The sequence below is a fragment of the Streptomyces djakartensis genome, assembly GCF_014651075.1.
In the GTDB taxonomy this organism is placed as follows: domain Bacteria; phylum Actinomycetota; class Actinomycetes; order Streptomycetales; family Streptomycetaceae; genus Streptomyces; species Streptomyces djakartensis.
Genome location: NZ_BMWE01000018.1, coordinates 17,275 through 31,833 on the forward strand (window position 1 = coordinate 17,275; position 14,559 = coordinate 31,833).

General features: G+C 70.6%; 16 protein-coding genes. 14 read left to right on the forward strand and 2 right to left on the reverse strand.

Annotation, left to right across the window (positions count from 1 at the left end; all coding sequences use genetic code 11):
• Positions 1-44 precede the first annotated feature (44 nt).
• Positions 45-512: an RDD family protein gene (locus IE212_RS26640; RefSeq protein ID WP_190200503.1), complete on the reverse strand. Its 468-nt coding sequence runs from the start codon at positions 510-512 to the stop codon at positions 45-47.
• A gap of 210 nt (positions 513-722) precedes the next feature.
• Between IE212_RS26640 and glnA the strand changes: the two genes are divergently transcribed.
• The 7 genes from glnA (at position 723) to IE212_RS26675 (ending at position 7,492) form a co-directional block, all read left to right on the forward strand.
• Positions 723-2,132 carry a type I glutamate--ammonia ligase gene (gene glnA / locus IE212_RS26645; protein WP_190200504.1) on the forward strand — a complete coding sequence of 470 codons (1,410 nt, stop codon included), beginning with the start codon at positions 723-725 and terminating at the stop codon, positions 2,130-2,132.
• Between the two features lie 109 nt (positions 2,133-2,241).
• On the forward strand, positions 2,242-2,514 hold the full coding sequence (locus IE212_RS26650) for an SCO2583/SCO2584 N-terminal domain-containing protein (protein ID WP_190200505.1): 273 nt from the start codon (positions 2,242-2,244) through the stop codon (positions 2,512-2,514).
• 14 nt (positions 2,515-2,528) lie between these two features.
• The gene (locus IE212_RS26655) at positions 2,529-2,921 is read left to right on the forward strand and encodes a cupin domain-containing protein (protein WP_190200597.1); all 393 of its coding nucleotides are present in this window, start codon (positions 2,529-2,531) and stop codon (positions 2,919-2,921) included.
• A 97-nt stretch (positions 2,922-3,018) separates the two neighbouring features.
• Positions 3,019-3,936, forward strand: a complete 918-nt coding sequence (gene htpX / locus IE212_RS26660) for a zinc metalloprotease HtpX (protein ID WP_190200506.1) — start codon at positions 3,019-3,021, stop codon at positions 3,934-3,936.
• Positions 3,937-3,943: 7 nt separating this feature from the next.
• Positions 3,944-4,528 (forward strand): PspA-associated protein PspAB, encoded by a 585-nt coding sequence (gene pspAB / locus IE212_RS26665; RefSeq protein ID WP_190200507.1) that lies wholly within the window; start codon positions 3,944-3,946, stop codon positions 4,526-4,528.
• A 40-nt stretch (positions 4,529-4,568) separates the two neighbouring features.
• The gene (locus tag IE212_RS26670; RefSeq protein WP_229864593.1) at positions 4,569-6,221 is read left to right on the forward strand and encodes an alpha/beta fold hydrolase; all 1,653 of its coding nucleotides are present in this window, start codon (positions 4,569-4,571) and stop codon (positions 6,219-6,221) included.
• Positions 6,222-6,289: 68 nt separating this feature from the next.
• Entirely contained in the window at positions 6,290-7,492 is a 1,203-nt protein-coding gene (locus IE212_RS26675) for a winged helix DNA-binding domain-containing protein (RefSeq protein WP_190200509.1), read from the forward strand.
• Between the two features lie 57 nt (positions 7,493-7,549).
• Here the strand turns inward: IE212_RS26675 and IE212_RS26680 are convergent, their stop codons facing one another.
• Positions 7,550-7,864: a hypothetical protein gene (locus tag IE212_RS26680; RefSeq protein WP_190200510.1), complete on the reverse strand. Its 315-nt coding sequence runs from the start codon at positions 7,862-7,864 to the stop codon at positions 7,550-7,552.
• Positions 7,865-8,093: 229 nt separating this feature from the next.
• Here IE212_RS26680 and IE212_RS26685 point away from each other — a divergent pair, with 229 nt between their 5' ends.
• The 7 genes from IE212_RS26685 (at position 8,094) to IE212_RS26710 (ending at position 14,508) form a co-directional block, all read left to right on the forward strand.
• A complete protein-coding gene (locus tag IE212_RS26685; RefSeq protein WP_190200511.1) occupies positions 8,094-8,456 on the forward strand; it encodes an arsenate reductase family protein in 363 nt (120 codons plus the stop codon).
• 110 nt (positions 8,457-8,566) lie between these two features.
• The gene (locus IE212_RS26690; protein ID WP_190200512.1) at positions 8,567-9,277 is read left to right on the forward strand and encodes an SCO2207 family protein; all 711 of its coding nucleotides are present in this window, start codon (positions 8,567-8,569) and stop codon (positions 9,275-9,277) included.
• Between the two features lie 355 nt (positions 9,278-9,632).
• Positions 9,633-10,664, forward strand: a complete 1,032-nt coding sequence (glnII, locus tag IE212_RS26695; RefSeq protein WP_190200513.1) for a glutamine synthetase — start codon at positions 9,633-9,635, stop codon at positions 10,662-10,664.
• Between the two features lie 126 nt (positions 10,665-10,790).
• Complete coding sequence (locus IE212_RS35110) at positions 10,791-10,913, forward strand: hypothetical protein (RefSeq protein ID WP_308430247.1); 123 nt, start codon at positions 10,791-10,793, stop codon at positions 10,911-10,913.
• Between the two features lie 118 nt (positions 10,914-11,031).
• On the forward strand, positions 11,032-11,607 hold the full coding sequence (locus tag IE212_RS26700; RefSeq protein WP_190200514.1) for a winged helix-turn-helix domain-containing protein: 576 nt from the start codon (positions 11,032-11,034) through the stop codon (positions 11,605-11,607).
• Positions 11,608-11,688: 81 nt separating this feature from the next.
• Positions 11,689-12,693, forward strand: coding sequence for an SDR family oxidoreductase (locus IE212_RS26705; RefSeq protein ID WP_190200515.1), 1,005 nt, complete (start codon positions 11,689-11,691; stop codon positions 12,691-12,693).
• A gap of 261 nt (positions 12,694-12,954) precedes the next feature.
• Complete coding sequence (locus IE212_RS26710; RefSeq protein WP_190200516.1) at positions 12,955-14,508, forward strand: DUF1996 domain-containing protein; 1,554 nt, start codon at positions 12,955-12,957, stop codon at positions 14,506-14,508.
• The last annotated feature ends 51 nt before the right edge of the window (positions 14,509-14,559 follow it).

The window sequence follows — 14,559 nt, forward strand, 5'->3', positions numbered from 1 at the left end:
CGGAGTGAACCGGGCGCCCCTCGTCTCGTTCGAGTCCGTTCGGGTCAGATGCGGACCTCGACCGTGCCGGCCAGCCGGTCGTGCAGCCCGCGGCCGTCGCGGTCCCAGATCAGGGCGGGGATCGCGAGGAAGAGCAGAACCGTACGCAGCGCCGCGCGCCACGGGCTGACCCGCCCCGTGGCCAGGGCGGCCACGCGCAGGCCGCAAAGCCGCTTGCCCGGCGTGAAGCCGACCGTACCGACCGTGAGCACCATCAGCGCGAACATGATGAGCGGCGCCCAGATCTGGGCCGCCTCGTTGTAGCTCCGGGTGATGAGGCCGTATGCGATCAGCAGGCTCAGCCCCCAGTCCACGGCGAGTGCCGCGAACCGCCGGCCCGGCCGGGCGATTGAGCCGGGGCCCTCCTCGGGCAGACCGAGCTGTTCGCCCCGGTAACCGAAGTCGACGCCGGCCTCTTCAGCGGCCGCGCGGGGCCCGGAGAGCCACGATCCGAGTGCTTGCCTGTTGTCCACCCGTCCACGGTACTGCGCCCGGAAATGACCAGGGCACGGCGGGGTGCGTCGGGGCTACGGTGGAACCTGAGCCGGTTAACTTGTGCGAAACAAACGAGTCACGCCAGAGAAACCACCCGTCCCTAGGGTCGAGGTCAGCGTGTGCCACCCGCACTGGCCGCACGAACGAACTACCACCCCGGCGGGACGGTCGGGAGTAGGAGGAGCTGGATGTTCCAGAACGCCGACGAGGCCAAGAAGTTCATCGCGGACGAGGACGTCAAGTTCATCGACGTCCGTTTCTGCGACCTCCCGGGCGTGATGCAGCACTTCACCGTGCCTGCGGAGGCGTTCGACGCTGACGAGGAGCTCGCCTTCGACGGCTCCTCGATCCGAGGTTTCCAGGCCATTCACGAGTCCGACATGGCGCTGCGCGCGGACCTCTCGACCGCCCGGGTCGACCCGTTCCGCCGCGACAAGACGCTGAACATCAACTTCTTCATCCACGACCCGATCACGGGCGAGCAGTACTCCCGTGACCCGCGGAACGTGGCGAAGAAGGCCGAGGCCTACCTCGCGTCGACCGGTATCGCGGACACCGCGTACTTCGGCCCCGAGGCCGAGTTCTACGTCTTCGACTCCGTCCGCTTCGCGACCACCGCGAACGAGTCCTTCTACCACATCGACTCCGAGGCCGGCGCCTGGAACACCGGCGCCCTCGAGGACAACCGTGGTTACAAGGTCCGCTACAAGGGCGGCTACTTCCCGGTCCCGCCGGTCGACCACTTCGCCGACCTGCGCGCCCAGATCTCCCTGGAGCTGGACCGGGCCGGCCTGAAGGTCGAGCGCCAGCACCACGAGGTGGGCACCGCCGGCCAGGCCGAGATCAACTACAAGTTCAACACGCTGCTCGCCGCCGCCGACGACCTCCAGCTCTTCAAGTACATCGTGAAGAACGTGGCGTGGCAGAACGGCAAGACCGCGACCTTCATGCCGAAGCCGATCTTCGGCGACAACGGCTCGGGCATGCACGTCCACCAGTCGCTGTGGCAGGGCGGCTCGCCGCTCTTCTACGACGAGGCCGGTTACGCGGGCCTGTCGGACACCGCCCGCTACTACATCGGCGGCATCCTCAAGCACGCCCCGTCGCTGCTGGCCTTCACCAACCCGACGGTGAACTCCTACCACCGCCTGGTCCCCGGCTTCGAGGCCCCGGTCAACCTGGTCTACTCGCAGCGCAACCGCTCCGCGGCCATGCGTATCCCGATCACGGGCTCGAACCCGAAGGCCAAGCGCGTCGAGTTCCGCGCGCCCGACTCCTCCGGCAACCCGTACCTGGCCTTCTCGGCGCTGCTGCTCGCCGGCCTGGACGGCATCAAGAACAAGATCGAGCCGGCCGAGCCGATCGACAAGGACCTGTACGAGCTCGCCCCCGAGGAGCACGCGGGCGTCCCGCAGGTCCCGACCTCGCTCCCGGCCGTCCTCGACTCCCTCGAGGCCGACCACGAGTTCCTCCTCCAGGGCGACGTGTTCACGCCGGACCTGATCGAGACGTGGATCGACTACAAGCGCACGAACGAGATCGCGCCGCTGCAGCTGCGTCCGCACCCGCACGAGTTCGAGCTGTACTTCGACGTGTGATCGACGCCTGATCCAGGCAGACCGCCCGCGCCCCCGCTGTGCCGCACACAGCGGGGGCGCGGGCGTATGTTCTATTCTGCTGACAGGTTCACACGGGGGTGGTGCGGCGATGCCCGAGCACGAACAGGACGACCAGGAGCGCGAGTTCGACCTCACATGGGCGGACAGCGCCGAGCACAAGGAACCCTCGGCACGGGCCCGGATGCTCGCCGCCCGTTGGAAGCACAACCCCCCCGGGCCCGTCCCCTTCCGCCCCGACCCCGACCACCGGTCCTCCGGCCGCCGCTCCCGGTCGTCCTGGATCTCCACGGCCGTCGTCCTCGGCAGCGTCGCGGCAGTGATCCTGCTGCTCGGCTACATCAACTTCCGGGCGCCGTACTAGGGGGTGTCAGCGGGCTGCTAGCGTCCCGCCCCGTGAGCGACGACGGCGTGTACGTGGGCAACGCGGGCAAGGACGCCGCGCTGGACCGCGGGTGGCTTCTCGGGCACTTCAAGGATCTCGGTGATCCCCGGCACAGCGAGGCCGTCGAGGTCAAGTGGGGTGTCCACCCCCGGGGTGACGAGCGGGCACGGTGGGTGCGGGGTGAGGAGCGCACGGCGCTGCTGGTGCTGATCAGTGGGCGGTTCCGGGTGGCGTTGCCAGGGCGCAGCGTGCTGCTGGAGCGGCAGGGGGACTACGTGGTGTGGGGGCGGGGCGTCGATCACTCGTGGCGGGCGGAGGAGGAGTCGGTCGTGCTCACCGTCCGGTGGCCGTCCGTGCCGGGCTACGCGGTGCCCGGCGAGGGCTGACGTCTTTGCCGGTCCTGGGGACGATCACGACCCGTTCATGGGCGGCCCCGGGTGCACACTGGCTGTGGGGCGAGTGCGTGACTGCGGGGTGATGCGGATGCACAGCCGTTTCCGGACCGACCGGCGGTTGACCACCCGGATGGGGATCACGCTGTTCCTGCTCGGGTTGCTGTACGTGGGGTTCGTCGCCGCGCTGATCGTGCTGCTGAAGTCGTGGGTGCTGGTCGTCGTGGTCGCGGCGGGGCTGCTGGGGGCCCAGTACTGGTTCTCGGACCGGGTCGCGCTGTTCGCGATGCGCGGCCGGGTCGTGGAGCGGGAGGAGTATCCCGAGCTGCACGGGGTGGTGGACCGGCTGTGCGCGATCGCTGACATGCCGGGGCCGGTGGTCGCCGTGTCCGAGATGGACATGCCGAACGCGTTCGCGACCGGGCGGAACGCCGACCACGCCGTGGTCTGTGTGACGACCGGGCTGCTCAGGCGGCTGGAGCCGGCCGAACTGGAAGGCGTACTGGCGCACGAGTTGTCGCACGTGGCGCACAAGGACGTCGCCGTGATCACCGTCGCCTCGTTCCTCGGCGTGCTGGCGGGACTGATCGTGCGGTTCGCCTTCTACTCGCAGGTGTTCGGCGGGGCCCGCAGAGACCAGAACACGGCGGCGATCTTCGCGGCGGTGATGGGCGTCTCGGCGGCCGTGTACGCGATCAGCTTCCTGCTGATCCGGGCCCTGTCCCGGTACCGGGAGCTGGCCGCGGACCGGGCGGCGGCCCTGCTCACCGGCCGGCCCTCGGCCCTGGCCTCCGCGCTCACCAAGGTCTCCGGCGACATCGCGCGCATCCCGACCAGGGACCTGCGCACCGCCCAGGCGTTCAACGCCTTCTACTTCACACCGGCGCTCGGCCGCGAGCCCGGTGTCGCACGGCTCTTCTCGACCCACCCGAGCCTGGAGCAGCGGCTCGACCAGCTGGGCCGGATCTCCGCCGAGCTGGGCGAGACGGCTGCACCCGGAGGGGTGTGAACGGCGCATGGGGCTGCTGGACATCCTGCTGGGCCGGACCAAGCCGGTCGTCGCGGATCTCGACCGGCTCTTCGCGCTGCCGTCGGCGGCCGTCACCCTGGAGGCCGCGGCCGGTTTCACACCGACCGGGCAGGGCGCGGTGTGCTTCGCCACGGTCGAGGGCGCGGCCTTCGAGCAGAGCCACCGCGAGGTGCAGGCTCTGCTCGACGCGGACACCGACCGCGACGGCCCGCCGGTGGAGCTCCGGCAGGACGGCTACGGCTACTCCTGGCTGGTCTCGCACCGCGCCCCCGACCAGCTTCCCGAGCTCGTGAACGACCTGCACGCCGTCAACAGCCAGATGGAGGTCAACGGCTTCGGGCCCCAACTGCTGTGCTCCCTGGCCGGGTTCCGGGACCGGTCCGGGCGGCGGCTCGCTCTGGTCTACCTCTACAAACGCGGCACCTTCTACCCGTTCGCGCCCCTGCCGGGCGGGATGGAACGGCGTGACAACGCACTGGAACTCCAGGTGCGGGCCGCGCTCGCCGACGACCTGCGCATCGAGCAGGACCTGAGCCGCTGGTTCCCGCTCTGGGGAGCCCCCGGCCTGTGATCACCCCTCATGAGGCCGTGCCGCGTGAATGAATGGCCGCATGAGCGAGTTGATCCCCTTCACCCACAGCGCCGACGGTGAACGACTCAGCGGGCTGCACTGCGGTGCCGGACCCGGTGATCCGGCCAGGGCGACCGCCGTCCTGCTGCACGGCGCGGGAAACGGCGGCAAGGAGCGGCTGGTGCCGTTGCTGTCCGCGTTCGCCGCCCACGGCTGCCGGGCCCTCGCCTTCGACTTCTCGGGACACGGGGAGAGCACCGGCGTGCTGCGCGAGCTGAGCCTGCGCCGCCGCTTCGACCAGGCCGTCTCCGTCATCGACGCGTACACGCCCGTGGACGAGCCGTTGATCCTGGTCGGGTTCAGCATGAGCGGCCAGACGGTGGCCGACCTGGTGCGGCACTACGGGGACGACCGGGTGGCGGCCCTGTGTCTGTGCGCGCCCGCGGTGTACACGGCCGAGGCGTGGGACGTGCCGTTCGGCGAGGGCGACGGCCCGTTCAGCGAGCTCATCCGCCGGCCCGGGAGCTGGCGCGACTCACCCGCGCTCGACGTGCTGGCGGCGTACGAGGGACGGGCGGTGCTCGCGGTGCCGGGCACGGACGACGTCATCCCGCCCGCCGTGACGCAGGCCGTCTCGGAGGCGCTGGCCCGGCGCGCGCAGTTCACCCACTGGGAACTTCCCGAGGCGGAGCACCGGTTGGGCCTGTGGTTCCGCGACCACCCGGACGACCGGCGGGAGTTCGTCACCGCCTTGCTGACCGGGCTCGGCGAGAGCGGCTGGACGGCGACCCGCGCGTGGGTGGCCAAGCAGCTCCCGGAGGAGCGCTCAGTCGCCAAGTCGACGTTCCTGAAAGGCGGCTGGAGCGCCCAGATGCGACGGCTCACCCTCGACGACGGCACCGCGCTCGCCCTGCGGACCTTCGTGAAGCCCTTCTTCCGGCGGCACGCGCCCGGGCTGCTGGCCCGAGAGGCGGAGATCCTCACACTCCTGGCGGACCTGGAGGGCGTTCCGGCCCCCGAACTGATCGGCGTCGACGCGACCGCCGAGCACTGTGACCACCCCTCCCTGCTGATGTCCGTGCTGCCGGGTCGGGTCCGGGTGGACGAGGAGGACCTCGACCTGCGGGTGGACCTACTGGCGGCTCAGCTCGCCAGGATCCACCGGGTCGTCCCCTCGGAACGCCCCCGGGTGTACCAGGCATGGACGTCCCCGGAGCGGGTGAGCCACCCGGGCGGTGAGATGTGGCGGCGGGCGGTGGACATGATCCGCCGGGACCCGCCGCCGTACGAGGGCTGCTTCCTGCACCGGGACTTCCACTCCGGGAACGTCCTGTTCACGGGGTCGGGGGCCGGTCTGCGGATCAGCGGGGTCGTCGACTGGGTGGAGACTTCCTGGGGACCGGCCGATCTGGACGTCGCCCACTGCTCGACGGCACTCGCGCTGCTGCACGGTCCCGAGTACGGCCTCGGTTTCCGGGAGCGCTACGAGGCACAGGGCGGGCGGCTCCTGGCCGACGGTCCGGACCATCTGTACTGGCGGCTGCTCGACGCGCTGGCCTACGTCCCCGACGCTGCGAAGCTGGCGGGGCCGTGGCGGGAGCTGGGGCGGACCGACCTGACGCCGGAGGTGCTGGGCGGGAGGCTGGAGGCGTATGTGGCGGGGCTGCTGGAGCGGTACGCCGAGGATTGGTGACGGTCGATTGTCAGTGGCGTCCGCGATGATGCACTCCTATCCGGAAGGCGACGACGAGTGGAGGGGTCATGGGTTCGCGGCGGTACATCGGCGTGGCTGAGCGGCGGGCCCGGCTCGGGCTGCGCCAGCGGCTGGCCGGGCAGGCACGGGCGGATACACCCGAGCAGGTCGCCGAGTCGCTGGTGGCGCTGCACGGCACGGACCCGGCGGCGGTCTACCTGGCCGTGGGCGCCCGGCTCGTGAACCCCGCGACGACGGTGGACGACACCGGGCGCGCCCTCTACGGGGACCGTTCCCTGGTGCGGATGCACGGCATGCGGCACACGGTGTTCGTCTTCCCCACGGCCCTGACCGCGGTCGTGCACGCCTCGACGGGACGGACTGTCGCCGCCCGGGAGAGGGCCGCGCTGCTCAGGGACATGGCGACGGCCGGGGCGCCGGGCGCGGCCTGGCTGAAAGAAGTCGAGGAGTCGACGCTGGCGGCACTCGCCCGGCGCGGAGAGGCGACGGCCGCCGAACTCGCCGAGGACGAGCCGCGCCTGCGGGAACAGTTCGTGTACGCGGCGGGCAAGAGCTACGAGGGGGTGCACACGGTCTCGACCCGCCTGCTGAAGGTGCTGGGCGTCGAGGGAAAGGTCGTGCGCGGCCGGCCGCTCGGCTCCTGGACATCCGGCCAGTTCCGCTGGGCCGTCGCCCCCGGGCATGCCGAGCTGGACGCGGCCGAGGCGCAGGCGGAGCTGCTGAGACGGTGGCTCGCGGCGTGCGGTCCGGCGACCGAGGCCGACCTGAAGTGGTGGACGGGGTGGCGGGTGACGGACGTCCGCCGGGCGCTGACCGCGATCGGGGCGGAGTCGGTGGAGCTGGACGAGGGGGTGGGCCATGTGACCGAGGGCGACTCCGACCCGGCACCCGAGCCGGACGAGCCCTGGGCCGCGCTCCTGCCCGGCCTCGACCCCACGGCGATGGGCTGGCAGCAGCGCGACTGGTATCTCGCACCGGAGCTGCGCCCCGCGCTGTTCGACCGCAGTGGCAACGTCGGGCCGACGGTGTGGTGGAACGGGCGGGTGGTCGGCGGCTGGGCACAGCGTTCCGACGGGGAGATCGTCTGGCGGATCCTCGATGAGGAGGGTGTCGGCCGGGAGGCCCGCGCGGCGATCGAGAGCGAGGTGGAACGGCTGACCGGCTGGGTGGGCACGACCCGCGTCACGCCCCGCTTCCGCACGCCGCTGGAGAAGGAACTGACGGCAAATCAGGGTCCCGGGGCGGCATGACCGAGCGCCGGGCACCCTGGAAGAACAGGGCACCCGGCGCTTCGGACAGGGCTCGGGTCAGCGCGCGTACCGCATGAGCGCCCGCACCATGTGGCACGTCGTGTCCGACGGCGGGTGGACGCCGATCAGTTCCGCCGTGTCACGGATGGTCTCGTCGCGGGCCTGGTTCGGCATGTGGACGCCGGAGTCGAGCAGGGCTATGGCGAGTCGCATCGCCTTGAGGCGGCGGTTGTGCGTGACGTACCACTCGCGTGGCCGGCCCGGCGGCAGCGGCCGCTTCTCCACGGGCGCGTACGGCGAGTCGAACAGGACGGGGCGCTTCGCGGTGGACTGGGTGGGCAGCGGCTTCGGCTTCAGAGCGGCAGCGGGCACAGGCATCCTCCTGTCGCGGTCGGGCGGTTCACGAAGGACGTCGGCGTCCCCGGCACCACCCTCGAACACTGCTTACAGTTTACCGCCGGGCACTGACATCGGGGAGTCCGCAGGGTCCGGCAAACGCCCAGGTGGAGAGGGAAATTGGCGCTGCGTCACGGCAGCTCCGGGAGGGGCTGGTGAGTCGCCGGAAAATCGAACAGAGCCGAGTGCGCGTAATGTGAGATCCATGGAGATCTGGATCAACCCGGCCTGTTCCAAGTGCCGCAGTGCCGTGCAGCTGCTCGACGCCGAGGGCGCCGACTACACCGTCCGCCGTTACCTGGAGGACGTGCCGAGCGAGGACGAGATCAGGCAGGTGCTGGACCGGCTCGGCCTGGAGCCCTGGGACATCACCCGCACCCAGGAGGCCGCCGCCAAGGAGCTCGGCGTCAAGGAGTGGGCCAGGGTCGCGAGTGCGCGGGACCGGTGGATCAAGGCCCTGGCCGAGCACCCCAAGCTGATCCAGCGGCCGATCATCACCGCGGACGACGGTACGGCCCTGGTGGCACGCACCGAGGAGGCCGTACAGGACGCCATGTCCCGCAAGTGAACCGGCACGGTGACGCAGGTCACGCAAATGACCCCGGTAACCGCTGAGTAACCTCGTTCGGTATCTCGTACATAGCGGCGTACGCTCCCCTACCTCTTCAGGAGGCGCGCATGTCGCGTAGGAGAACACTCGGCCCGAAGAAGAAGATCGCGCTGCTGGTGAGCGCGATGACCGTGGCGGGCGGCGGGGCCTTCGTCATGGCGAGCACGTCGAACGCCACGCCACCGGCCACCAAGTCGGCCGCGGAGTCGACGGCTTGTCTGGGACTCGCCACCGCTCTCGGCAACAACGAGAAGTTCATCGCCGACCAGCAGGCGAATCCCGACGCCCAGTCGGAAGCCCGGATCGCCAACCGCCAGGCGGTCATCGAGGAGATCAAGCGGAAGCAGGAGGCGTCGGGGTGCGCGGTTGGGGAGTCGGCTCAGGACTCCCAGACCGCGCAGCCGTCGCAGCCCGCGCAGGGCGGTGAGCAGGCCGGCGGCGAGCAGGCCGGCGGCGAGGCAGCCGGGGACGCCCCGGCCTCGCAGCCCGCGGAGTCCGCTCCGGCGGACGGCGCCGGCGCCGCGGCCTCCGGGCAGCAGGTGTGCAACGGCTCCACCGTCACGCTCTCCGGTGAGGGCGGTGCGCCTGCCGCGTCCAGCAACCAGTTCCCGGCCGGCACGAAGCTGAAGGTCACCAACCTGGACAACAACAAGTCCACGACGGTGGAGGTCACCTCGGTCTCCGGCAGTTGCGTGCTCCTCAACAACGCGGCCTTCGAACAGGTCCGTGAGCCCGGCAAGTTCCTGATCCGCCGGGCCGTGATCGAGAAGGTGGGGTGAGGCGTCACGGACGAGTGAGTCACTGAGGCGGCGGCCACCCCTCGGCCGCCCCTCGTACGTGTCACCGGTCCTGCTGCTCCCGGCCAGGGGCAGCAGGACCGGCGCGCCGTCCGGGACGACCCGGAGCCGGTCACCGGCCTGACGGAGGGAGGACGGTGACCGGCGCCCGGGGCTGCCGGACGCCCTCACGGCGTGAGGTGCCGCACGGCATCACCAGGTAACACGGGGTTCACATTGGAGCAATGGCCGGGAAATCGCCTGTTGTCAGGCTGCCGGGCAGCAGACGCGGCGCACCGGTGCCGCAGCGCCGCAAGCACCCGCGATACGCGCCCAGACACACCCGAGGATGTGGCCCGTGACCTTCAAGGCTGAGTACATCTGGATCGACGGCACCGAGCCGACGGCCAAACTGCGTTCCAAGACCAAGATCATCGGGGGTTCCCCCGCCGGTCTGGACGCGCTGCCGATCTGGGGCTTCGACGGGTCGTCCACCAACCAGGCCGAGGGGCACGCCTCGGACTGCGTCCTCAAGCCGGTCTTCACCTGCCCGGACCCGATCCGCGGCGGCGACGACATCCTGGTGCTGTGCGAGGTCCTCAACATCGACCTCACGCCGCACGCCAGCAACACCCGTGCCGCGCTGACCGAGGTCGCGGAGAAGTTCGCCGCCCAGGAGCCGATCTTCGGCATCGAGCAGGAGTACACCTTCTTCAAGGACGGCTACCCGCTCGGCTTCCCCAAGGGCGGCTTCCCGGCCCCGCAGGGCGGCTACTACTGCGGTGTCGGCGCCGACGAGATCTTCGGCCGTGACGTCGTCGAGGCGCACCTCGACAACTGCCTGAAGGCCGGTCTGGGCATCTCCGGCATCAACGCCGAGGTCATGCCCGGCCAGTGGGAGTTCCAGGTCGGCCCACTGTCCCCGCTGGAGGTCTCGGACCAGCTGTGGGTGGCCCGCTGGCTGCTCTACCGCACCGCCGAGGACTTCGACGTGGCCGCCACCCTGGACCCGAAGCCGGTCAAGGGCGACTGGAACGGCGCCGGCGCGCACACCAACTTCTCCACCAAGGCGATGCGCGAGAACTACGACGCGATCATCACCGCCTGCGAGTCGCTCGGTGAGGGCTCCAAGCCGCTCGACCACGTCAAGAACTACGGCGCCGGCATCGACGACCGCCTGACCGGTCTGCACGAGACCGCCCCGTGGAACGAGTACTCCTACGGCGTCTCCAACCGCGGCGCCTCGGTCCGTATCCCGTGGCAGGTCGAGAAGGACGGCAAGGGCTACATCGAGGACCGCCGCCCGAACGCCAACGTCGACCCGTACGTGGTGACCCGCCTGCTCGTCGACACCTGCTGCTCGGCGCTGGAGAAGGCCGGCCAGGTCTGATCCTCCCGCAGAGGTCCGCAGGGGCGCCCACCGTTCACGGTGGGCGCCCCCTGCGCGTTGCAGGTGAGGCGTCCAAGCTGTGAGAGGAGGGTCCCGGTCCCCGCCCGGCTCTGCTTCAATAGGCCCATGGCCCGCTACCAGAAGCACACCGCGACAGGTCGCCATGACCTCGAGCCCTTCTGGCCGTCCCGCCAGGACCACGACTTCGACCGGGTGTGTTGCCGCGCGACGAACGCGCCGGCCCTCTAAAGCCGTACACCCCGGCCTTCGGCCAGCGCGAACCGCGTACGTCCCTCGGCGAGCCCGACCACGAATCGCGGCCGTCGACCTCCCCGACGAACTCCTCGCGCGAAAGAGCTGACCTCTCATGGCGACCACTCGTTCCCTGCCCACCGCCACGCTCAACGCCCCCTCGGCACACGGTCCCCGGCTGCGTGCCGTCGACCGGGACGAGGTGGTGACCGTCGCGGACCTGCTGCCGCCGGGTGCCACCTGGCTGCCGGCGCCGCAGCACACCCTGCCCGCGCTGCCCGGGCAGCCGCCGATGATCGGCTACCTGGTGCTCGTCCCGGCCGACCAGCAGCCGCCGTTCCCCGTGGCGGTGCCCGACCGGCCGGAGGACATCGGCGCCGGCCCCGGGCCGGAGGCCGACCCGCTGATCCGCGTGAACACGGTCCAGCGCACCGCCCAGGTGGCAGGGCGTCCGCTGGACCTCACGTACCTGGAGTTCGAGCTGCTGGCCCACCTGGTGGCGCACCCGAACCGGGTGCACACCCGTGACCAGCTCGTCGGCACGGTGTGGGGCTACGGACACGTGGGCGACGGCCGCACGGTCGACGTCCACGTCGCCCGGCTGCGCCGCAAGCTGGGCGCCGAACACCGCGACACCATCCGGACCGTGCGGCGCGTCGGCTACAAGTACGTACCACCGCAGGGGTCCTGACCCCTCGGACGGCCAGGGCACTTCGTCTGCTGACGGCAGATTCCGTCCCGTCCGACCGCTCCGGCGGGCAGAGTCACCGGCATGAGACTTCTGATGCTCGGTGGTACGGAGTTCGCGGGCCGGGCCGTGGTGGAGGCGGCCCTGGGGCGGGGCTGGGACGTGACCGCTTTCCACCGGGGGCGGCGCGAGGCGCCGCCGGGCGCGCGGTCGCTGCTCGGTGACCGCACCGCGCCCGGCGGGCTCGCCGCTCTGGCCGAGGGCGAGTGGGACGTCGTGGTCGACACCTGGTCGGCGGCGCCGACCGCGGTGCGGGACACGGCGCGGCTGCTGCGGGGCCGCGCCGGCCGCTACGTGTACGTGTCCAGCTGCTCGGTGTACGCGTGGTCGCCGCCCGCCGGCTACGGCGAGGACGCGCCCCTGGTGGAGGGGGCCTCGGCCGAGGCCGGCCAGACCGACTACACGCGGGACAAGCGGGGCGGTGAGCTGGCCGCCGTGGAGGTGTTCGGCGCGGACCGCTCGGTGCTCGTCCGGGCCGGGCTGATCCTCGGTCCGCACGAGAACGTCGGCCGCCTGCCGTGGTGGCTGACCCGGATGGCCCGCGGTGGCCCCGTCCTGGCGCCGGGGCCGAGGGACCTCCCTCTGCAGTACGTCGACGTCCGGGACCTGGCCGAGTGGATCCTCGGCGCGGCGGAACAGGGGCTGAGCGGGCCCTACAACCTGATGAGCCCGTCGGGGCACGCCACGATGGAGACGCTCCTCGACGCGTGCGCGCGGGTCACGGGAGGTGCGGCCGAGCTGCGCTGGACCGAGCCCGAGGTGATCCTCGCCGCGGGCATCGAACCCTGGATCCAGCTGCCGGTGTGGGTGCCTCCGGACAGCGACATGCACGACGCCCTGCACAGCGCCGACGTCTCCCGCGCGCTCGCCACCGGCCTGCGCTGCCGGCCCGTCGAGGAGACCGTGGCCGGCACCTGGAGCTGGCTGCGCGGCATCGGCGGTGTCGCGCCCCAGAGGTCGGACCGGACGCGGAAGGGACTCGATCCGGAGGTGGAGGCGAAGGTACTGGCGGCGGGCACCGGCGCGTGAACCACCGCATGCCGCCCCCGGATGCGGTACGCCCGTGAGCTGCTCTCAGGGACGGTGAGACCGGGCCGGCGCGTGCCCCCACCGTGGGTGATCGGCAACTCCTGCTTCCAAAGCGGCTGTTGAGGGCACGCGGTTCTCACGAATCTCGCATCAATTTCCGGGACATCTGAACACCCCTGGGACGGCCTCCGTATGGGAAGGAGCCGCTTCACTCCTGTCGGGCGCCTCGAAGCCCCCGGAAAAGGAAGTCAGAGGAGTTCCATGGGACGCAACACAAGAAAACGCCGGACGCCGATGGCCACCAAGGCCATAGCCGCATCGGCGGCCCTAGCGCTCGGTGGGGGCGGGCTGATCTGGGCGAACTTCTATGCCTCGGCGCATGAGGAGAACTCGGCGAACCAGACGAAGGCCGCGGGTGCGCAGATCGCCACGATCCAGTGCCCGGACGTGGGCCAGCAGCTCACCGATGTGCCGGACGGCGCGCGGCAGGGTGTCGACAAGGAGCTGGCGAATCTCGACAAGCAGATCAGCGAGGCCTACACCCGGCTCGCCTCCACGCGCCAGGCCCAGGCCGGCGACTCCGGCTTCGTCGACAACGCCATCCTCGGCCCGCTGAAGTCGAAGCGGGTCGCGGTCATCGACCGGATCGGCATCAACATCAAGCGGGTGGGCGGTCAGGCTCCGGCCAACCTCGCCGAGATGGCCGAGTGCAAGGGCATGGCCGCCGAGGCCGACACCACCGACGGCCAGGCCGGGGGCGATCAGAACCAGGACGGCCAGAACCAGGACGGCCAGGCCGGGGGCGATCAGAACCAGGACGGCCAGAACCAGGACGGCCAGGACCAGGGCGGTCAGGACCAGAACCAGGGCGGCAACGGCGGGCAGGCCAACAACGGCCCCACGGCGAACGACTTCATCAACATCGAGGACGTCCAGCCCAACTCCCGCAACCTGCCGAACGGTCTCGCCGCGAACGGCGACGGTGGTTCCACGGGCACGTTCACCACGAACTGCGGCACCAACGAGAACGAGAACCGCAACTCGGACAACGTGATCGTGGCGCCCGGCGTGTCCAACGGCGCCCAGCACCAGCACGACTACGTCGGCAACCAGAGCAACAACGCCTTCGCGAGCGACGAGGACCTGGCGAACGCCCAGACCACCTGCCAGAACCAGGGCGACAAGTCCTCGTACTTCTGGCCGGTCCTGCGCATCCAGGACGGTTCGGACGACATCGACGCGGGTCAGCCCGGTGGTGGCCAGGACGGCAACGTCGGCAAGATCGTCGAGCCGGCCGAGGCCCAGCTCAAGTTCGTCGGCAACCGCACCAGCGACGTCGTCGCCATGCCGAAGGCCCTGCGGATCATCACCGGTGACGCCAAGTCCTTCACCAACGGCCTGAACAACGCCAACACCTCCTGGACCTGCACGGGCTTCGAGGACCGTCAGGTGACGGACAAGTACCCGCTGTGCCCCGAGGGCAGCAGCGTGGTCCGGCTGTCCAACTTCCAGAGCTGCTGGGACGGCCAGAACATCGACAGCGCCAACCACCGCACCCACGTGGACTTCGTGGAGGCGGACGGCAGCTGCTCGAACGGCTTCAAGGCCATCCCCCAGCTCCAGGTCCGCCTGGTCTACGACGTACAGGCGCCGCAGATCAACAACGGGCAGGTGCAGAACGCCTTCGCGGTGGACTCCTTCCCGGAGCAGCTGCACAAGGCGATCACCGACCACAACGACTTCATCAACTTCTTCGACGAGAACGTGATGAACGAGATGGTCCAGTGCATCAACAGCGGCCAGGACTGCCAGTAGCCCTAGGCCAGGAATAAGCCGGCGGTGGGATTCCCACCGCCGGCTTCTTGG

Bases quoted from the DNA above. Each gene is read 5' to 3' on its own strand.
- glnA (WP_190200504.1), top strand. From the start codon at position 723: ATGTTCCAGAACGCCGACGAGGCCAAGAAGTTCATCGCGGACGAGGAC.
- IE212_RS26650 (WP_190200505.1), top strand. From the start codon at position 2,242: ATGCCCGAGCACGAACAGGACGACCAGGAGCGCGAGTTCGACCTCACA.
- htpX (WP_190200506.1), top strand. From the start codon at position 3,019: ATGCACAGCCGTTTCCGGACCGACCGGCGGTTGACCACCCGGATGGGG.
- pspAB (WP_190200507.1), top strand. From the start codon at position 3,944: ATGGGGCTGCTGGACATCCTGCTGGGCCGGACCAAGCCGGTCGTCGCG.
- IE212_RS26670 (WP_229864593.1), top strand. From the start codon at position 4,569: ATGAGCGAGTTGATCCCCTTCACCCACAGCGCCGACGGTGAACGACTC.
- IE212_RS26675 (WP_190200509.1), top strand. From the start codon at position 6,290: ATGGGTTCGCGGCGGTACATCGGCGTGGCTGAGCGGCGGGCCCGGCTC.
- IE212_RS26685 (WP_190200511.1), top strand. From the start codon at position 8,094: ATGGAGATCTGGATCAACCCGGCCTGTTCCAAGTGCCGCAGTGCCGTG.
- IE212_RS26690 (WP_190200512.1), top strand. From the start codon at position 8,567: ATGTCGCGTAGGAGAACACTCGGCCCGAAGAAGAAGATCGCGCTGCTG.
- IE212_RS35110 (WP_308430247.1), top strand. From the start codon at position 10,791: ATGGCCCGCTACCAGAAGCACACCGCGACAGGTCGCCATGACCTCGAG.
- IE212_RS26700 (WP_190200514.1), top strand. From the start codon at position 11,032: ATGGCGACCACTCGTTCCCTGCCCACCGCCACGCTCAACGCCCCCTCG.
- IE212_RS26705 (WP_190200515.1), top strand. From the start codon at position 11,689: ATGAGACTTCTGATGCTCGGTGGTACGGAGTTCGCGGGCCGGGCCGTG.
- IE212_RS26710 (WP_190200516.1), top strand. From the start codon at position 12,955: ATGGGACGCAACACAAGAAAACGCCGGACGCCGATGGCCACCAAGGCC.